Annotated in this window: 14 protein-coding genes; 12 read left to right on the top strand and 2 right to left on the bottom strand. The window is 38.4% G+C overall.

From position 1 onward, the window contains the following. Window positions 1–169 precede the first annotated feature (169 nt). The gene (locus BMZ04_RS03815) at window positions 170–2,161 is read left to right on the top strand and encodes an ABC1 kinase family protein (protein ID WP_093265634.1); all 1,992 of its coding nucleotides are present in this window, start codon (window positions 170–172) and stop codon (window positions 2,159–2,161) included. A 136-nt stretch (window positions 2,162–2,297) separates the two neighbouring features. On the opposite strand, the gene BMZ04_RS03810 is transcribed toward BMZ04_RS03815, so the two are convergent. Continuing rightward, complete coding sequence (locus tag BMZ04_RS03810) at window positions 2,298–2,999, bottom strand: ZIP family metal transporter (RefSeq protein ID WP_255367790.1); 702 nt, start codon at window positions 2,997–2,999, stop codon at window positions 2,298–2,300. Window positions 3,000–3,361: 362 nt separating this feature from the next. Here BMZ04_RS03810 and BMZ04_RS03805 point away from each other — a divergent pair, with 362 nt between their 5' ends. The 4 genes from BMZ04_RS03805 to BMZ04_RS03790 are packed head-to-tail and all read left to right on the top strand — an operon-like array spanning window position 3,362 to window position 8,732. Continuing rightward, complete coding sequence (locus BMZ04_RS03805; protein ID WP_093265629.1) at window positions 3,362–5,014, top strand: methylmalonyl-CoA mutase family protein; 1,653 nt, start codon at window positions 3,362–3,364, stop codon at window positions 5,012–5,014. Next, window positions 5,001–7,160: a methylmalonyl-CoA mutase gene (gene scpA / locus BMZ04_RS03800; RefSeq protein ID WP_093265626.1), complete on the top strand. Its 2,160-nt coding sequence runs from the start codon at window positions 5,001–5,003 to the stop codon at window positions 7,158–7,160. Before BMZ04_RS03805 ends, scpA begins: the two co-directional genes overlap by 14 nt. Next, window positions 7,160–8,251, top strand: coding sequence for a methylmalonyl Co-A mutase-associated GTPase MeaB (gene meaB, locus BMZ04_RS03795; protein ID WP_093265623.1), 1,092 nt, complete (start codon window positions 7,160–7,162; stop codon window positions 8,249–8,251). Before scpA ends, meaB begins: the two co-directional genes overlap by 1 nt. A 40-nt stretch (window positions 8,252–8,291) precedes the next feature. Further along, a complete protein-coding gene (locus tag BMZ04_RS03790) occupies window positions 8,292–8,732 on the top strand; it encodes a BrxA/BrxB family bacilliredoxin (RefSeq protein ID WP_093265621.1) in 441 nt (146 codons plus the stop codon). 353 nt (window positions 8,733–9,085) lie between these two features. Here the strand turns inward: BMZ04_RS03790 and prli42 are convergent, their stop codons facing one another. Beyond that, the gene (gene prli42 / locus BMZ04_RS22215) at window positions 9,086–9,184 is read right to left on the bottom strand and encodes a stressosome-associated protein Prli42 (protein WP_177184318.1); all 99 of its coding nucleotides are present in this window, start codon (window positions 9,182–9,184) and stop codon (window positions 9,086–9,088) included. Window positions 9,185–9,311: 127 nt separating this feature from the next. On the opposite strand from prli42, the gene mce reads away from it, so the two are divergent. The 7 genes from mce (at window position 9,312) to copZ (ending at window position 14,944) form a co-directional block, all read left to right on the top strand. Then, window positions 9,312–9,722 carry a methylmalonyl-CoA epimerase gene (mce, locus tag BMZ04_RS03785; RefSeq protein WP_093265618.1) on the top strand — a complete coding sequence of 137 codons (411 nt, stop codon included), beginning with the start codon at window positions 9,312–9,314 and terminating at the stop codon, window positions 9,720–9,722. A gap of 4 nt (window positions 9,723–9,726) precedes the next feature. Then, on the top strand, window positions 9,727–11,274 hold the full coding sequence (locus BMZ04_RS03780; protein WP_093267104.1) for an acyl-CoA carboxylase subunit beta: 1,548 nt from the start codon (window positions 9,727–9,729) through the stop codon (window positions 11,272–11,274). A 16-nt stretch (window positions 11,275–11,290) separates the two neighbouring features. Next, window positions 11,291–12,403, top strand: a complete 1,113-nt coding sequence (locus BMZ04_RS03775; protein WP_093265615.1) for a M20/M25/M40 family metallo-hydrolase — start codon at window positions 11,291–11,293, stop codon at window positions 12,401–12,403. 22 nt (window positions 12,404–12,425) lie between these two features. Beyond that, a complete protein-coding gene (locus BMZ04_RS03770; protein ID WP_093265612.1) occupies window positions 12,426–12,911 on the top strand; it encodes a chemotaxis protein CheW in 486 nt (161 codons plus the stop codon). A gap of 168 nt (window positions 12,912–13,079) precedes the next feature. Next, a complete protein-coding gene (locus BMZ04_RS03765; protein ID WP_093265609.1) occupies window positions 13,080–14,324 on the top strand; it encodes a DNA polymerase IV in 1,245 nt (414 codons plus the stop codon). 70 nt (window positions 14,325–14,394) lie between these two features. Next, the gene (locus BMZ04_RS03760) at window positions 14,395–14,721 is read left to right on the top strand and encodes a metal-sensing transcriptional repressor (protein WP_177184317.1); all 327 of its coding nucleotides are present in this window, start codon (window positions 14,395–14,397) and stop codon (window positions 14,719–14,721) included. 16 nt (window positions 14,722–14,737) lie between these two features. Then, window positions 14,738–14,944 carry a copper chaperone CopZ gene (copZ, locus tag BMZ04_RS03755; protein ID WP_093265606.1) on the top strand — a complete coding sequence of 69 codons (207 nt, stop codon included), beginning with the start codon at window positions 14,738–14,740 and terminating at the stop codon, window positions 14,942–14,944. Window positions 14,945–15,023: the final 79 nt, after the last annotated feature.

Here is a 15,023-nt window from a genome sequence, read left to right as displayed (position 1 = left end):
TCATATTCCGTAAGAGAATTTTTATATAAAAAAATTAAAACAAAAATACCTATCACCCAAGTAGGGTGAGGTAGGTATTTTTGTAGAGTGGGTGATAATATATTAAAAAGAACTCGATTAATAAATAGTGCAAATGGGTACATAGAGGAAAGTGAATGGGGTGGGATTCATGGTTTATGTGAAAATATTCATTCAAGTGCTTGTCATAGCAATGTTTATTTTTTATGTTAGTGGCCGATTGATGGGCTCGCAAATTAACTTAATGAAACGGATTATGTCTGTTTTTATTAGTGTAGCGTTTACTTCCATTGTATATTGGTATTCGTATTTGCGTGGAACAGATTTTTTGGAAGATGTTTATGTATTTATGGATGTTCGGACGATTATTTGGATCGGGAGTATGTTACTTATTTCTATGCTGCTATACCTATTCTTTGAATTGTTTGATCCAATGGCCATCGGAGAAAAGGGAGAGCGTATACCGAGGCAAAAGTCGCTGTTATTAAGATTGCGAAACCAGTGGAGAAGTCAGAAAAGATTGCGCCAAGTTGTACAAATAGCTGTAAAAAACGGAATTTCTCGGACATTAAAATATGCTAGACATAGAGAAAACGACCATGAGTTAGCGATTGCATTTCGAGATACTCTAGAGGAGTCTGGCGGAATTTTCATCAAATTTGGTCAAGTACTGTCTACTCGTAATGATATTTTCCCAAAAGCTTTTGTTCAAGAATTGGGGACACTTCAACAAAATGTACGTCCGCTTTCTAGTGAGCAAGTGAAAACGATATTGGAAAAGTCATTACCTTATAAAATGGATGAAGTGTTTTCACAGTTTGATATGACCCCCATCGCGGCTGCTTCAATCGGACAAGTACATAGAGCAGTATTGCGAAAAAGCGATGAACAAGTGGTTGTCAAATTACTGCGCCCAGACGTAAAAGATATGATGCGTGATGATTTAACTATATTAGTAGAATTTGCGCAATGGGTATCGGATAAATCTACATGGGCAGAAAACTTAGGCTTTCGAGAATTGGCGATTGGATTTGCATCCAGTCTGCGCGAAGAAGTAAATTTTGATATTGAAATGCGTAATACGATGCAGGTGAAGACAGCCTTAAGGAATAGTCCATATAAAATGAAAATCCCTCATGTCTATTCGGAATTTAGCAACAATCAATTAATCGTTTCGGAATTTGTTCATGGACAAAGCGTTGCGAGTGGAGATGCATTGTTTTATTCATTACATGTAGATAGAGAAGAATTTGCTCGTACCGTATTATTTTCTTTCTTTGAGCAAATGTTGTTTTCAGGAATTTTTCATGCAGATCCGCACCCGGGAAATATATTTATTGATGAGACAGACGGAACCCCTATCTTATTGGATTTTGGAGCTGTTGGTCGTCTAGCAGAGCCTCAGCAAGAGGGCATTAAGTTATTCCTCATGGGGATTCAGCAAAATGACGCTAATATTTTATACGATGCTATTACACTACTTGTAGAAGACCATGAACATATAGATCGAGTCAGAATGGAGCAGGCGATGGCTCAAATTTTGTTACGTATCTCGTATGTACCACGTATAGAAACGGATGAGCTAATTCATTCTTTTTTTGAAGTTATTCGAGATTTTGGTCTATCGTTCTATCCATCGGTCGGTATAGCATTACGCTCGTTTATTACATTAGATGGAACATTAAGTTTGATAAAGAAGGATTTTAATTTATTTAATGAGGCGAAAGAATTCTCCAGACACTATATAACTTCCATGATTAAAAGGCCATTTAAAGAACCTATTGCTACAAAAGAGAGATTGGAAGAAGAGTTAGCATTGTTACTACCTGCCCTTCGTAAAATCCCAAGACGTGTCGATAAGCTGATGCAACGAGTAGAAAGTGGGAAAATTACTTTGCATCATGATGTGTTTTCTGATAAAAAGAATGCGATGTTCGTAACCCAACTGTTTTCCCGGTTCGTGTTGTTGCTTGTTGGTATTACATTTGGTATCATTTCGGTTTCACTATTAGCAATAGCTCAATTCATCGATGCACCGTATGCTGTGTACTTAAATAGTGCTGCGTATGTAGGGTTGTTCTTATGTTCCGTATTGCTCGTTCGTTTATCGATTCAGGCAATTCGATTGATGAAGCGAGGGTAGAGAAAAACGCAAGAGGGAAAAGAACTCCTTCTTGCGTTTTTATTTGTTTGTATTTCCTAAGTTATTTAAAGTTGGGAGATCAGCGGACTATATTGCGTTTGCCTCAAGATGGCAGTGATAACTTATAAAATGCGTATTAGAAAACCACGTGAAACACTGCACTTAGAAGATATCCCATTACGATAAAGGTTGAAGCTGACCTAATCGACATCACATGGATGTTATGTAGAATGAATTCTTTTATACTCGTAACAGCAATCAGTCCAATGGAAACACCCAAAAGTACACTTTGCTCTTTCATACCGAGATGTAAGTGATTACCAATCCAAATAAACATACTAAACCAAATTGATAAACTAATAAAACATAGTAATAAGCCTATTAGTTTCTGTCCTTGTGAGAGAAATATAGAAGTAAGTGCGAATCCTTCGGGAATATGGTGCAAAATGGTAGAGGTTGTTATGGAGAGAGCGAAGGTAGAGTATCCTAGCAAATTCCCGATAGTTAAGCTTAAAGGGATGGTATGAATGAAAAGTGCGATAGTTAACAAATAGACAGACGGTTTATATTGGTGGGAGGAGTGAATCAATTTGTTTGCTAGTAGTAGAAACATAAATCCGATGAGAATACCTAGAACTATACCAGGTGATTTGTATGAATTTAATGCAGATGGGATGATATCAAGTGCCAGTAAGCCTACTAAGAATCCACCGCATAAAAGAGCCAAACGTTCAATGGAATGATGAAATATTTTAGCGACCAACCAAGCAATACCTGCTCCTATAATTAAACTAATAAAAAGAAATACCCCAAGAACTAATGCATGCAATCTTATCATTCCCTTACCTAAAATAAATTGGATCTCTGTTTACAAAATATATGCATATTGTGTTTGCATATGTGTTTGCCCTAATAAATTTTCTTCAATTATATATGAATATTTCTTGACAGTAGGATCGAATGGCGTTCATTCGGTTAACCTATGCGATTGAAGATACTCTTTACTGGAGGTTTGTATATGAATTGAATAAAAAAGAAGAAACCTCTTTCGCTATTGAATTATTATGTGTCCATTAAATAGTAAGAGGTTTTTCCATTTCATAAGGATTCTTAAGAAGTTTCCCTTTCTAATGCAATGGTAGTCAGTTAAAATATAATTAAGATAATTCTATTTACTTAGGGGGAAGCGAAAGCGTTCATATGACAATAGATAAAATGAGAGAAACGACGTTTAATAAAGCAACAATGGATGAATGGGAGCAAGTAGCCCTCAAATCATTAAAGGGGAAGACATTGGAATCGCTATCTATGAAAACATTAGAAGACATCATTTTGAAACCGCTTTATTCACTAGAAGATGTAGCAAATCTTCCGGCATCATCACAAACGGCTATTGTACGACAAGCAAAAAATTCTTCTGAGTGGCAAGTAGCACAAGTTGCGGAAGGTTCTACAAGTGAAGTGATTCTTGTGGAAATAACAGAAACTCTTTCAAAAGGGAATGATGTTATCCATTTCACATTAGAAAAAGAACAAACTTGGAATGCGAGCCAAATTGAAGAGTTGGCGGCTCTTTTGGCGAAGCATCCAGCTATACTAGATGTCACCAATGATCCAGATTTTTTAAATCATTTCCCTGATCTAAAAGGATTAATAAAAGGAGCAGGTAACGCAGAACTGCCGAATGCTAGGACGTATTTCTTAAATGGATCTTCCATCCATCAAGCAGGAGGAGATGCAGTTAGTGAGCTGGCAAGCGTGCTAGTGCAAGCAGATGCGCTTGCAAGGAATACAAGCATCGAGGAACTTGTATCAAAAGCATTTGTACAATTTTCGGTGGAAAATAATTTCTTTATGGAAATAGCGAAAATTCGCGCTTTCCGTGTTCTATGGGAAGCTTTCGGACAAAGCTATGGGAATACGAACATAGCGACTATCCCTGTACACACAGAAACTTCTTTGCGATCTTACTCCGTGTTAGATGCAAATGTTAATATACTGCGTGGGGGTAATAGTGCGCTAGCTGCCGTTCTTGGTGGAGCGGATAGTTTGACGACGTACCCACATAATTATTTAACTGGGGTTACACCAACATCCAATCGAATTGCCCGCAATATGCAACTTGTTTTAAAAGAAGAAACGCATATAGGGCGAGTTATTGATGCAGCAGGTGGTTCTTACTATGTGGACACATTGACGAATGGGCTTGTCGAAAAAACGTGGTCATACTTTTTAACATTAATGAAAGAGGCGACTATAGAAGAAAGAGAAGCGAAACTTTTGAAACGGGCAGAAGTAAAGTGGGAGGAGCAGCTTACTGCGCTCTCTACTCGTAAGAAATCGTTGATTGGAACGAATACTTATGCAAATCCAAATGATGTAATTGGCGACTCTATTAAACTTACTAATTATAAACGGCTTGCTGAACCTTTTGAGCAATTACGAAAAGCATTCCAAGAAAGTCCATTAAACACGGCTATTATTCCTTATGGTATTTTAAAAGAATACAAAGCTCGCATGGATTTTGTTAGTGGCTATTTAATCGCACTTGGAATTTCACCAATTGTAGCACCAGAAAACTTGAAACCATTCGACCTTCGAAAGTGGATAGCCGAACAAGGTATCGACTACGTTGTGTTTGTTGGAAATGACGAGCAAACGGCTGGCTTAGTACCAGCATTATTAAACGAACAATTACCAGTTCCAATGGATATTGCAGGGAAGTTCGAAGAGTACGAAGACTGGTTAGATGCTGGACTATCAGGATGTATTTTTGCCGGACAATCTCTTCTTGAAAAGGGACAAGATTTGCTAGCACTCGTAAAAAAGGGGGATTCACATGTCAACGCCTAATTATGCAGCAGTTTCTATTGAACGTTTGTTAGAAAGTACAAATAAAAAATCCCAAGAGCAATCCACTTCTTTTCTAACGAATGAAGGAATTATGTTAAAAAAAGTATATGAGGAATCTGATCGATGTAATGTGCAGCATTTAAATGATTTACCTGGAATTGCACCAAATACACGTGGACCTTATCCGACGATGTATGTAGCGAAACCTTGGACAGTTCGTCAATATGCGGGATTTTCTACTGCCGAAGAAAGTAATGCTTTCTATAGAAGAAACTTAGCAATGGGGCAAAAAGGTTTATCGGTTGCATTCGATTTGCCTACCCATAGAGGCTATGATTCCGATCATGAACGTGTGACAGGAGATGTAGGGAAAGCGGGAGTTGCCATTGATTCGGTGGAGGACATGAAAATTCTTTTTGAAGGTATCCCGCTTGACCAAATGTCTGTTTCCATGACAATGAATGGAGCTGTTTTACCGATTTTAGCATTTTATATTGTGACTGCAGAAGAACAAGGAGTCACACCTGAGCAACTAGCTGGAACGATTCAAAATGATATTTTAAAAGAATATATGGTGCGTAACACATATATTTACACACCGGATATGTCGATGAAAATAATAGCAGATATTTTTGCGTATACTGCGAAATATATGCCGAAGTTCAACTCTATTTCAATTTCTGGATATCATATGCAAGAAGCCGGAGCTACTGCCGATATAGAGCTTGCGTATACACTAGCAGATGGCCTGGAGTATGTACGTACAGGGTTGAAGGCAGGTATTGAAATAGATTCCTTCGCACCAAGGCTTTCATTTTTCTGGGCAATTGGTATGAACTATTTTATGGAAGTAGCGAAAATGCGTGCTGCCCGAAGAATGTGGGCGCAAATGATGGCTAGTTTCGATCCGAAAAACCCTAAGACATTGGCTTTACGTACACATTCCCAAACGTCTGGATGGAGTTTAACTGAGCAAGATCCATTTAACAACGTAACGAGAACATTAGTGGAAGCAAATGCTGCTGCAATGGGGCATACACAATCACTTCATACAAACGCGCTCGACGAAGCCATTGCACTTCCAACCGATTTCTCAGCTCGGATAGCGCGTAATACGCAGTTGTTTTTGCAAGAAGAAACGAATATGACGAGCGTCATCGATCCATGGGGTGGTTCGTATTATGTAGAAACTCTTACGAACGAACTTATGGGAAAAGCCTGGGCACTCATTGAGGAAATAGAAGAACTTGGTGGGATGGCTAATGCAATAGAAACAGGTTTACCGAAGATGAAAATCGAAGAGGCAGCTGCAAAAAAACAAGCACAAATTGATTCTTCGAAAGAAATTATAATCGGAGTAAATAAATACCGTCTCGAACAAGAAGATGCGATTGATATATTGAATATTGACAATACTGTTGTGCGTCAAAAACAAATGGAACGCATAGCTGCAGTAAAAGCTAATCGAGACGAACAAGCTGTACAAGAAGCACTTAATGCATTAACAGAAGCAGCCAAAACGGGAAATGAAAATCTACTTGCTGTTGCAGTTGAAGCGGCAAGAAAGCGTGCAACCATTGGAGAAATTTCAGATGCGATTGAATATGTTGCGGGAAGACATAAGGCGGTGATTCGGTCTGTGAGTGGTGTATATAGTGCGAACTTTAGTGATGCCGAAGAAATCGAGGCAGTTAAACAAATGGCGGAAGACTTCCGGGATAATGAAGGAAGACGACCACGTATTCTAATAGCAAAAATGGGTCAAGATGGACATGACCGAGGTGCGAAAGTGATTGCGACAGCATTCGCCGATTTAGGATTTGATGTTGATATTAGTCCCTTATTTCAAACGCCTGCAGAAACTGCGCAACAAGCAGTGGAAAATGATGTCCATGTTGTTGGAGTAAGTTCATTAGCGGCTGGCCATATGACGCTTGTTCCCGCTTTAAGAGAAGAGCTAGCAAAGCTAGGTCGGGAAGACATTTTAATCGTTGTTGGTGGAGTAATCCCTGCACAAGATTATGCATTTCTAAGAGAAAACGGAGCTTCTGCAATTTTTGGACCAGGTACAGTGATTCCTGTAGCAGCGCAAAAAGTCATAGAAGAAGTGTATAAACGATTAGGTTATGAGGAAGTAGAAGGCTAATGGCTGCGGATAAAACAAACGAAACCTCGATGCATGTCATGAGTGGCATTAAATCACAACATGATGGAATGGGTAAGGCAACTATTAAAAAATTTACTAAAAAGAAATCACTTAAAATTGATGAGGAAGTATATTTCCGAGAAATTCGAAATGGTTCGAGATTACATTTAGCAAAAGCAATAACATTTATCGAAAGTACAGTGATGGATCAGCAAACGATCGGTCAGCAATTATTAAAAAGCCTTCTTCCTCATACAGGAAATAGTATCCGCATAGGAATCACTGGTGTTCCTGGAGCGGGGAAAAGTACATTTATCGAAGCGTTTGGCAAAATGCTATGCGATCAAGGTTACAAAGTAGCGGTACTAGCAATCGACCCGAGTTCCTCCCTTACAGGAGGCAGTATTCTCGGAGATAAAACAAGAATGGAAGAACTGGCTAAGCATCCAAGTGCTTTTATTAGACCTTCTCCCACTGCTGGAACACTAGGTGGAGTGCATAAAAAATCTCGCGAAACGATGCTTTTATGTGAAGCAGCTGGATACGATGTCATTTTAGTGGAGACGGTCGGTGTTGGACAAAGTGAAACCATCGTTCGTGGAATGGTCGATTTCTTCCTACTTCTAGCACTAACTGGTGCTGGTGATGAATTACAAGGCATGAAAAAAGGAATTATGGAACTAGCAGACGCCATAGTTGTCAATAAAGCAGATGGAACGAATGAAAAACTGGCGAAAAAAACAGTGGCAGAATATAAACAAATTCTTCACTTTTTAGCACCTTCTACGCCTAACTGGACAACACCAGCTCTCGCTGTTTCGTCGCTTTATAAAAAAGGACTAGATGTCGTGTGGGATACGATATTGTCTTTTCAAAAAAGTATGCTAGAAAATGGCGTTTGGGAAAATAGAAGAAAAGAACAAACGGTTGACTGGTATAAAACGATGATCATCGACCGATTGTATGATGACTTTTTTTCTTCTACTGATAAGAAACAATCGATGAATGAATTAGAGCAATTAGTAAGGTCCGAACAGATGACTGTTTCACAGGCAGTGGATGAGTTATTTTCCTCGAATTCTAAACAGTAATCTGCTAAGATAAAAATAGTTTGAAAAGGAGTGGTGAACAATGAATATGGATTTTAATTTATTGATGAATGATATGATTATGCAAGCACGCGGAGAAATGGATGCAAGTGGTTATGAGCAACTAACAACTCCAGAAGAAGTAGACGCTGCATTTGCTCGTAAAGGTACTACACTAGTTATGGTGAACTCTGTTTGTGGATGTGCAGGTGGTATCGCTCGTCCAGCAGCAGCTAACGCGGTGCATTACGATAAACGCCCGGAACATCTTGTAACGGTATTTGCTGGACAAGATAAATTGGCAACACAGCAAGCACGTAATCTTTTTGGAGATGACCATTTACCATCTTCACCATCTTTTGTTCTTCTAAAAGATGGTCAACCAATTGCTGAAGTCGGTCGCCACGAAATCGAAGGACATGCTCCAACATCAGTTATCACACATCTTCAAGGACTATTTGAAGAACATTGCGAAGAAGTTTAAAAATAAAAAACAGCGGAAGTCATGTATTTGCTTCCGCTGTTTTTTTATATTGATGGGTATTTTAGATTGGTTTTTATTGATAATTTTAGATAAAATCATCTACTATAAAAAATAGTGTTTTTCAACTTAATTAAAATCTATTGGGTTTACATCGTCATTATTTTCTATGTTATTTTCTATGTTATTTTTTATGATTGAAACATCTGTTTCTTAGTAGGCACATTCTATGGATATATGATGTTTAGTATTTGGAATTAAAATAGTGTTTGCAAATCTATCAATTGAGTAAAGATTGATTTTCTAATCAACAAAAAAACAGCGGAAGCATAATAGCTTCCGCTGTTTTTTATCCATTATTGTAAGACGAAGCTTAATCCAAATAATAATGAAGACATTATCATTACAAAAATCATTAGATAAACAACAATTTTACGGAATTTTTGATTGCCCATGAAATTCTCTCCTTTAGTATGTACTACTAGTTTAACAAAAACGAAAAAAATCACAAGAGGTAGCCAATTATTTTAGAAATCTGTACAATAGAATAGAGAATAGTCAAACAGTAAGGGGTGTATAAGGATGGAAAAGGTCGATCATATTGGGATTGCAGTAAAAAGTATAGAAGAGTCGCTTCCATATTACACGGAAACACTAGGTTTAAAACTATTAAATATTGAAGAAGTTGCTTCAGAAAAGGTGCGAGTTGCTTTTATCGATAGTGGAAATGTAAAACTGGAATTACTTGAACCTATCGATGAATCGAGTGCGGTTCATTCTTTCATTGAAAAAAAAGGAGAAGGCATCCATCATGTTGCCTTTGGTGTAACAAATATTCAAGAACGTTTAAATGAGCTAAAAGAAAAAGGGGTAAAGCTCATTCAAGAAACGCCAAAAGTTGGGGCTGGTGGTGCACAAGTAGCATTTATTCATCCGAAAGCATCCGGAGGCGTTTTATATGAACTTTGTGATAAATCAGGGGGAGCGAAGTAAACAAATGGATATTTATGAGAAAATCAATGATTTATATGATCGTAAGCGCAAAATCGAATTAGGTGGCGGAGATGAGCGTATTGAAAAGCAACATGAAAAAGGAAAGCTTACTGCTCGAGAGCGAATAGCATTGCTCGTAGATAAGGATTCTTTTGTAGAGTTAAATCCGTTTATCCAGCATCGTACAGTTGACTTTGGGATGGACAAGCAAGAAGGACCTGGTGACGGTGTAGTAACCGGATATGGAAAAGTAAATGGTCGACCTATTTATTTATTCTCACAGGATTTTACGGTGTTTGGTGGAGCTCTAGGAGAAATGCACGCGCTAAAAATAGCAAATGTCATGGATTTAGCTGCAAAAAATGGTGCGCCGTTTATTGGACTAAACGATTCAGGTGGGGCTCGTATTCAAGAAGGTGTAGTGTCACTTGATGGATACGGACAAATTTTTTATCGCAATGCGATCTACTCTGGGGTTATTCCACAAATTTCGGTTATTTTAGGACCGTGTGCTGGTGGGGCGGTTTATTCACCTGCTATTACAGATTTCGTTTTTATGACAGATGAGACAAGTCAAATGTTTATCACAGGACCGAAAGTGATTGAAACCGTAACTGGTGAAAAGATTTCCGCGGAAGACTTAGGTGGATCTAAAGTACATAACACCATTAGTGGGAACGCCCATTTCCGTGGCAAAACGGAGGAAGAAGTGTTAGAGAGTGTACGTTTACTTCTGAGCTATTTACCTCAAAACTTTGAAGAAAAACCGGAAATTGCAAATGTAGTTGCGGAAAATGATGACCGTCCAGATTTAGCGGACATTGTACCATTTGAAGCTGTTCGTCCTTACGATATTCGCAAAGTGATTGAGCAAGTAGTCGATGCGGATTCTTTCTTAGAAGTACAAAAAGAATTTGCTAGAAACATTGTCATTGGTTTAGCGCGTATTAAAGGTGAAGTCGTTGGACTTGTTTGTAATCAGCCTAAGGTGATGGCCGGTGGACTGGATATCGACTCAAGTGATAAAGCAGCTCGTTTTATCCGTTTTTGTGACGCCTTTAATATACCGATTATTACATTTGAAGACGTGACGGGCTTCTTCCCAGGTATTAAACAAGAACATGGGGGTATTATTCGTCATGGGGCAAAGATCTTGTTTGCCTATTCAGAAGCTACTGTTCCTAAAATGACGGTTATTTTACGGAAAGCATATGGTGGTGCATATGTAGCACTGAACTCAAAATCAATCGGAGCTGACGTAGTATTCGCATGGCCAAATGCCGAAATTGCCGTAATGGGACCTCAAGGTGCTGCGAATATTATTTTTGCACGAGAAATTGCAAATAGCGATAATCCTGAAAAAGTACGAGCGGAGAAAATAGAAGAATACCGTGAAAAATTTGCAAACCCTTATGTAGCAGCTTCGATGGGGATGGTAGATGATGTAATCGATCCTCGTGAAACACGTATTAAGTTAATACAAGCATTAGATATGATGCGCAACAAGAAAGAAACAAGACCAAATAAAAAACATGGAAATATTCCATTGTAAAAGGAGTCTTCATAAGATGAACGGATTAGTAGAAGAATTTTTTGAATTAGTAAAAATAGATTCCGAAACGAAGCATGAGGAAGTAATCGCACCGATTTTAAAGAATAAATTAGAGCAATTAGGTTTTTCGGTTATCGAAGACGATTCTGCAGAGCGAACTGGACATGGTGCAGGTAATTTAATAGCAACTTTAAAAGGAACTAAAGCAGATGCAGATGCGATTTATTTCACTGTTCATATGGATACAGTTGTTCCTGGAAAAGGGATCCAACCTATTTTAAAAGAAGATGGTTATATCTATTCGGACGGTACGACTATTTTAGGAGCGGATGATAAAGCAGGTATTGCTGCATTATTTGAAGCCATTCGTCGTTTGAACGAACAGAATGTCCCGCACGGTGATATCCAAGTCGTCATTACAGCTGGGGAAGAAAGTGGTTTAGTTGGTGCGAAAGAAATGGATCCTTCACTACTTACAGCTAAATACGGCTATGCGATTGATAGCGATGGTCCCGTTGGTGGGATCGTTACTGCAGCTCCGTTCCAGTCCAAACTGTGGACCACAATTACTGGGAAAACAGCACATGCAGGTGTTGCACCTGAAAAAGGAATTTCTGCTATTACATTAGCATCTAAAGCAATTTCTGCGATGAAACTAGGTCGTATCGACGCGGAGACGACTGCAAATATCGGACGCTTTGAAGGTGGACAAGCAACTAATATTGTGTGCGATGAAGTGCATATCTTATCTGAAGCACGTTCGATCAATAAAGAAAAATTAGATGCACAAGTAGCACATATGGTAGCTACTTTCGCAGAAATTGCGGAAAAACTAGGTGGTACAGCTAGAACGGAAACAGAATTGATGTATCCTGGCTTCCATTTTGAAGACGACCACGAAGTCGTACAGGTAGCGAAAAAAGCAGTTGAAAAAATCGGTCGAACTGCCGATATAAAAAGAAGTGGCGGAGGCAGTGATGCAAATGTCATTGCTGGATTTGGTATTCCAACGGTTATATTATCTGTTGGCTATGAGGAAATTCATACGACAAATGAACGCATGCCCGTAGTAGAGCTAGAAAAATTGGCTGATTTACTTGTAGAAATTGTAAAAGTAGCAGCAGAATAACGTATTTAGGAGGCGCTGTTTATTGTCTAGTGAAAAAGTAGTTGTTTTTCAATGTGGAAATGAAGAATATGCGGTTCCTATTGAACATGTCATATCGATCGAAAAATTAGAACAAGTCAACCCAATCCCACATTTACCGAATTATTTAATCGGACTAATGAAAATCCGTGGTGAACTCGTTCCAATTATCGACTTTGAGGAAATCTTGTATTATCGAAGTGGTTTAAACTTTGAGAACGCCCGAGTAGTAACGATGCATACGCAAGATATGTCAATCGGAATTTTGGTAAAAGAAGCAAAGGAAATTCTTGATATTGCATCGGAAGACTTAAAGCAAATTGGATTAGTAAATTATACGAAGACGCAATACTTTACTGCGGTCGCGAATTTAGAAAACCGTATGATTACAATAGTCGATCCGTCTATTTTAGTTCGTTCATTGGAAGGAATTAAAGATATCCAGTCTTATTTAGAAAATGTGAAGAAAGAAGAATTAGGTAGCTTTTAAAAGCTACCTTTTTTTTGTGTAAAAATTGAAAAACAGTAGCAGAGGGCAACCAACTGAAAGCAACCGCATGCAATTCAAGTAAACTTCGAGCGGAACATCATATCCCTTCATAACTCAAATACCACTAAAATTGCTATAATAGAGTAATACAAAGTGGAGGTGAGGTACGTGGAGCGTAAAGCAAGAATAATATTTCACCTAGATATGAATAGTTTTTATGCTTCTGTCGAGCAAGCGCACGATCCTTCACTGAAAGGGAAAGCGATTGCAGTTGCCGGTGATCCGAAACAAAGACGAGGAATTTTAGTCACTTGTTCATACGAGGCTCGTGCTAAAGGTGTGTATACGACAATGTCTGTTTGGGAAGCTAAGAGAAAATGTCCGGAGTTAATCTTATTGCCACCAAACTTTGAACGATACCGAGCTGCATCGAAAGCAATGTTTGATATATTGCGTTCATATACGCCGCTTGTGGAACCGGTGTCGATTGACGAAGGATATATGGACGTGAGTGATGTAGAAATGGGACTAGATGCAGTTGCGTTTGCAGAATCTATTCAACAGCGAATTATTCGGGAGTTGGATTTACCGAGTTCTATTGGAATCGCTCCGAATAAATTTTTAGCAAAAACCGCATCGAATATGAAGAAACCTATGGGCATTACGGTCTTGCGTAAACGAGAGGTAGCGGAAAAACTTTGGCCGCTTCCCGTTATTGAAATGCATGGTGTAGGCGAGAGTACATCCAAAAAGTTTGCTGAATTTGGTATTCATACAATTGGAGACTTAGCAAATGCCGCTCCTAGTCTTCTAAAAGAAAAGCTTGGGAAAATAGGAGTTCGACTTTCCGAGCGTGCAAATGGCATCGACAATCGGGCAGTCGACCCTGAATCGGTTTTCGATACGAAAAGTGTTGGGAACTCAACAACACTACCATATGATGTAACGGATGTGGAGGAAATTGAAAAAGTATTACGCTTACTTTCGAAAAAAGTAGCATCTCGTTTGGATTCCAAAAACTTGGCGGGACGTTCCATTACGATTCATATTCGAGATGCCAGTTGGAAAAATAAAACGAGAAGTAAAACTGTGACGAATCGACTTTTTGAAGAAAAAGAAATATACCGGCTTGCGACAAAATTGTTCCATGCAACTTGGAAAGATGAGCCAATTAGATTACTCGGTGTTACGGTAAACAATGTATATGATAAAGGAGAATCCGTGGAGCAGCTTTCAATCTTTAACTTTGAAGAGCATGCAAAAGAAGAACCTATTTTAAAACTTGTCGAACAGTTACAAACTAAGTTCGGAAAAGATACGATTAAACGGGGAATGAAAGTAAAAAAGAAAGCCTCATTAGAATCCAAAACGAGTTTTAGTAAAGATTTTCTCGATGATCATGAAAAAAAATAAACGAATTCATTCTGCTTTACATACCCTACTAGGGTACTGTATTATGAATATAGGATAGGAGGTTGGATACTTGGACAATATTACAGAAGATAATACAGTCTCATCTAATATTTCTTGCCGGAAAAGTCACCATCCTGAACATGTAAAAAAAGATTTAACGAATCGGTTGAACCGAATAGAAGGTCAAATCCGTGGAATAAAAGGAATGGTAGATAAAGACGTTTATTGTGACGATATAATTACCCAGCTTTCCGCAACTCAATCGGCTTTGAACAGCGTAGCAAAAGTTCTTTTACAAGGACATTTAAAAGGCTGTGTAGTAGATAGATTAGCTGAAGGTGACGATGAAATACTGGACGAATTATTAATTACGATACAAAAATTAATGAGAAAATAAAAGGAGATTGTTAAATATGGAAAACATAACATTGAGCGTACAAGGAATGTCCTGTGGTCATTGTGTGAATGCTGTTGAAAGTAGCGTTTTTCAACTAAATGGTGTAGAACAAGTAAAGGTTCACTTAGAATCAGGAAAAGTAGATATTTCATTTGATGACGAGAAAGTAACGCTGAGCGAGATTAAAGAAACGATTGATGATCAAGGATACAATGTCGAATAATTCAGTAAGAGTGCTGTTTTAGCACTCTCTTTCTTACATATAAACATACCCCATAGCGGTATGCGGGAGGTGGAGATGA

The sequence above is a fragment of the Psychrobacillus sp. OK032 genome (assembly GCF_900111345.1).
In the GTDB taxonomy this organism is placed as follows: Bacteria; Bacillota; Bacilli; order Bacillales_A; family Planococcaceae; genus Psychrobacillus.
The sequence above is the reverse complement of the archived record's forward strand: the minus strand, read 5'-3'. Positions and strand labels throughout refer to the sequence as shown.

Excerpts from the sequence above, each read along its gene's own strand:
- mce (WP_093265618.1), top strand. The coding sequence starts at position 9,312 with ATGGAAAAGGTCGATCATATTGGGATTGCAGTAAAAAGTATAGAAGAG.
- BMZ04_RS03775 (WP_093265615.1), top strand. The coding sequence starts at position 11,291 with ATGAACGGATTAGTAGAAGAATTTTTTGAATTAGTAAAAATAGATTCC.
- copZ (WP_093265606.1), top strand. The coding sequence starts at position 14,738 with ATGGAAAACATAACATTGAGCGTACAAGGAATGTCCTGTGGTCATTGT.
- scpA (WP_093265626.1), top strand. The coding sequence starts at position 5,001 with ATGTCAACGCCTAATTATGCAGCAGTTTCTATTGAACGTTTGTTAGAA.
- BMZ04_RS03805 (WP_093265629.1), top strand. The coding sequence starts at position 3,362 with ATGACAATAGATAAAATGAGAGAAACGACGTTTAATAAAGCAACAATG.
- meaB (WP_093265623.1), top strand. The coding sequence starts at position 7,160 with ATGGCTGCGGATAAAACAAACGAAACCTCGATGCATGTCATGAGTGGC.
- BMZ04_RS03815 (WP_093265634.1), top strand. The coding sequence starts at position 170 with ATGGTTTATGTGAAAATATTCATTCAAGTGCTTGTCATAGCAATGTTT.
- BMZ04_RS03780 (WP_093267104.1), top strand. The coding sequence starts at position 9,727 with ATGGATATTTATGAGAAAATCAATGATTTATATGATCGTAAGCGCAAA.
- prli42 (WP_177184318.1), bottom strand. The coding sequence starts at position 9,184 with ATGGGCAATCAAAAATTCCGTAAAATTGTTGTTTATCTAATGATTTTT.
- BMZ04_RS03810 (WP_255367790.1), bottom strand. The coding sequence starts at position 2,999 with ATGATAAGATTGCATGCATTAGTTCTTGGGGTATTTCTTTTTATTAGT.
- BMZ04_RS03790 (WP_093265621.1), top strand. The coding sequence starts at position 8,292 with ATGAATATGGATTTTAATTTATTGATGAATGATATGATTATGCAAGCA.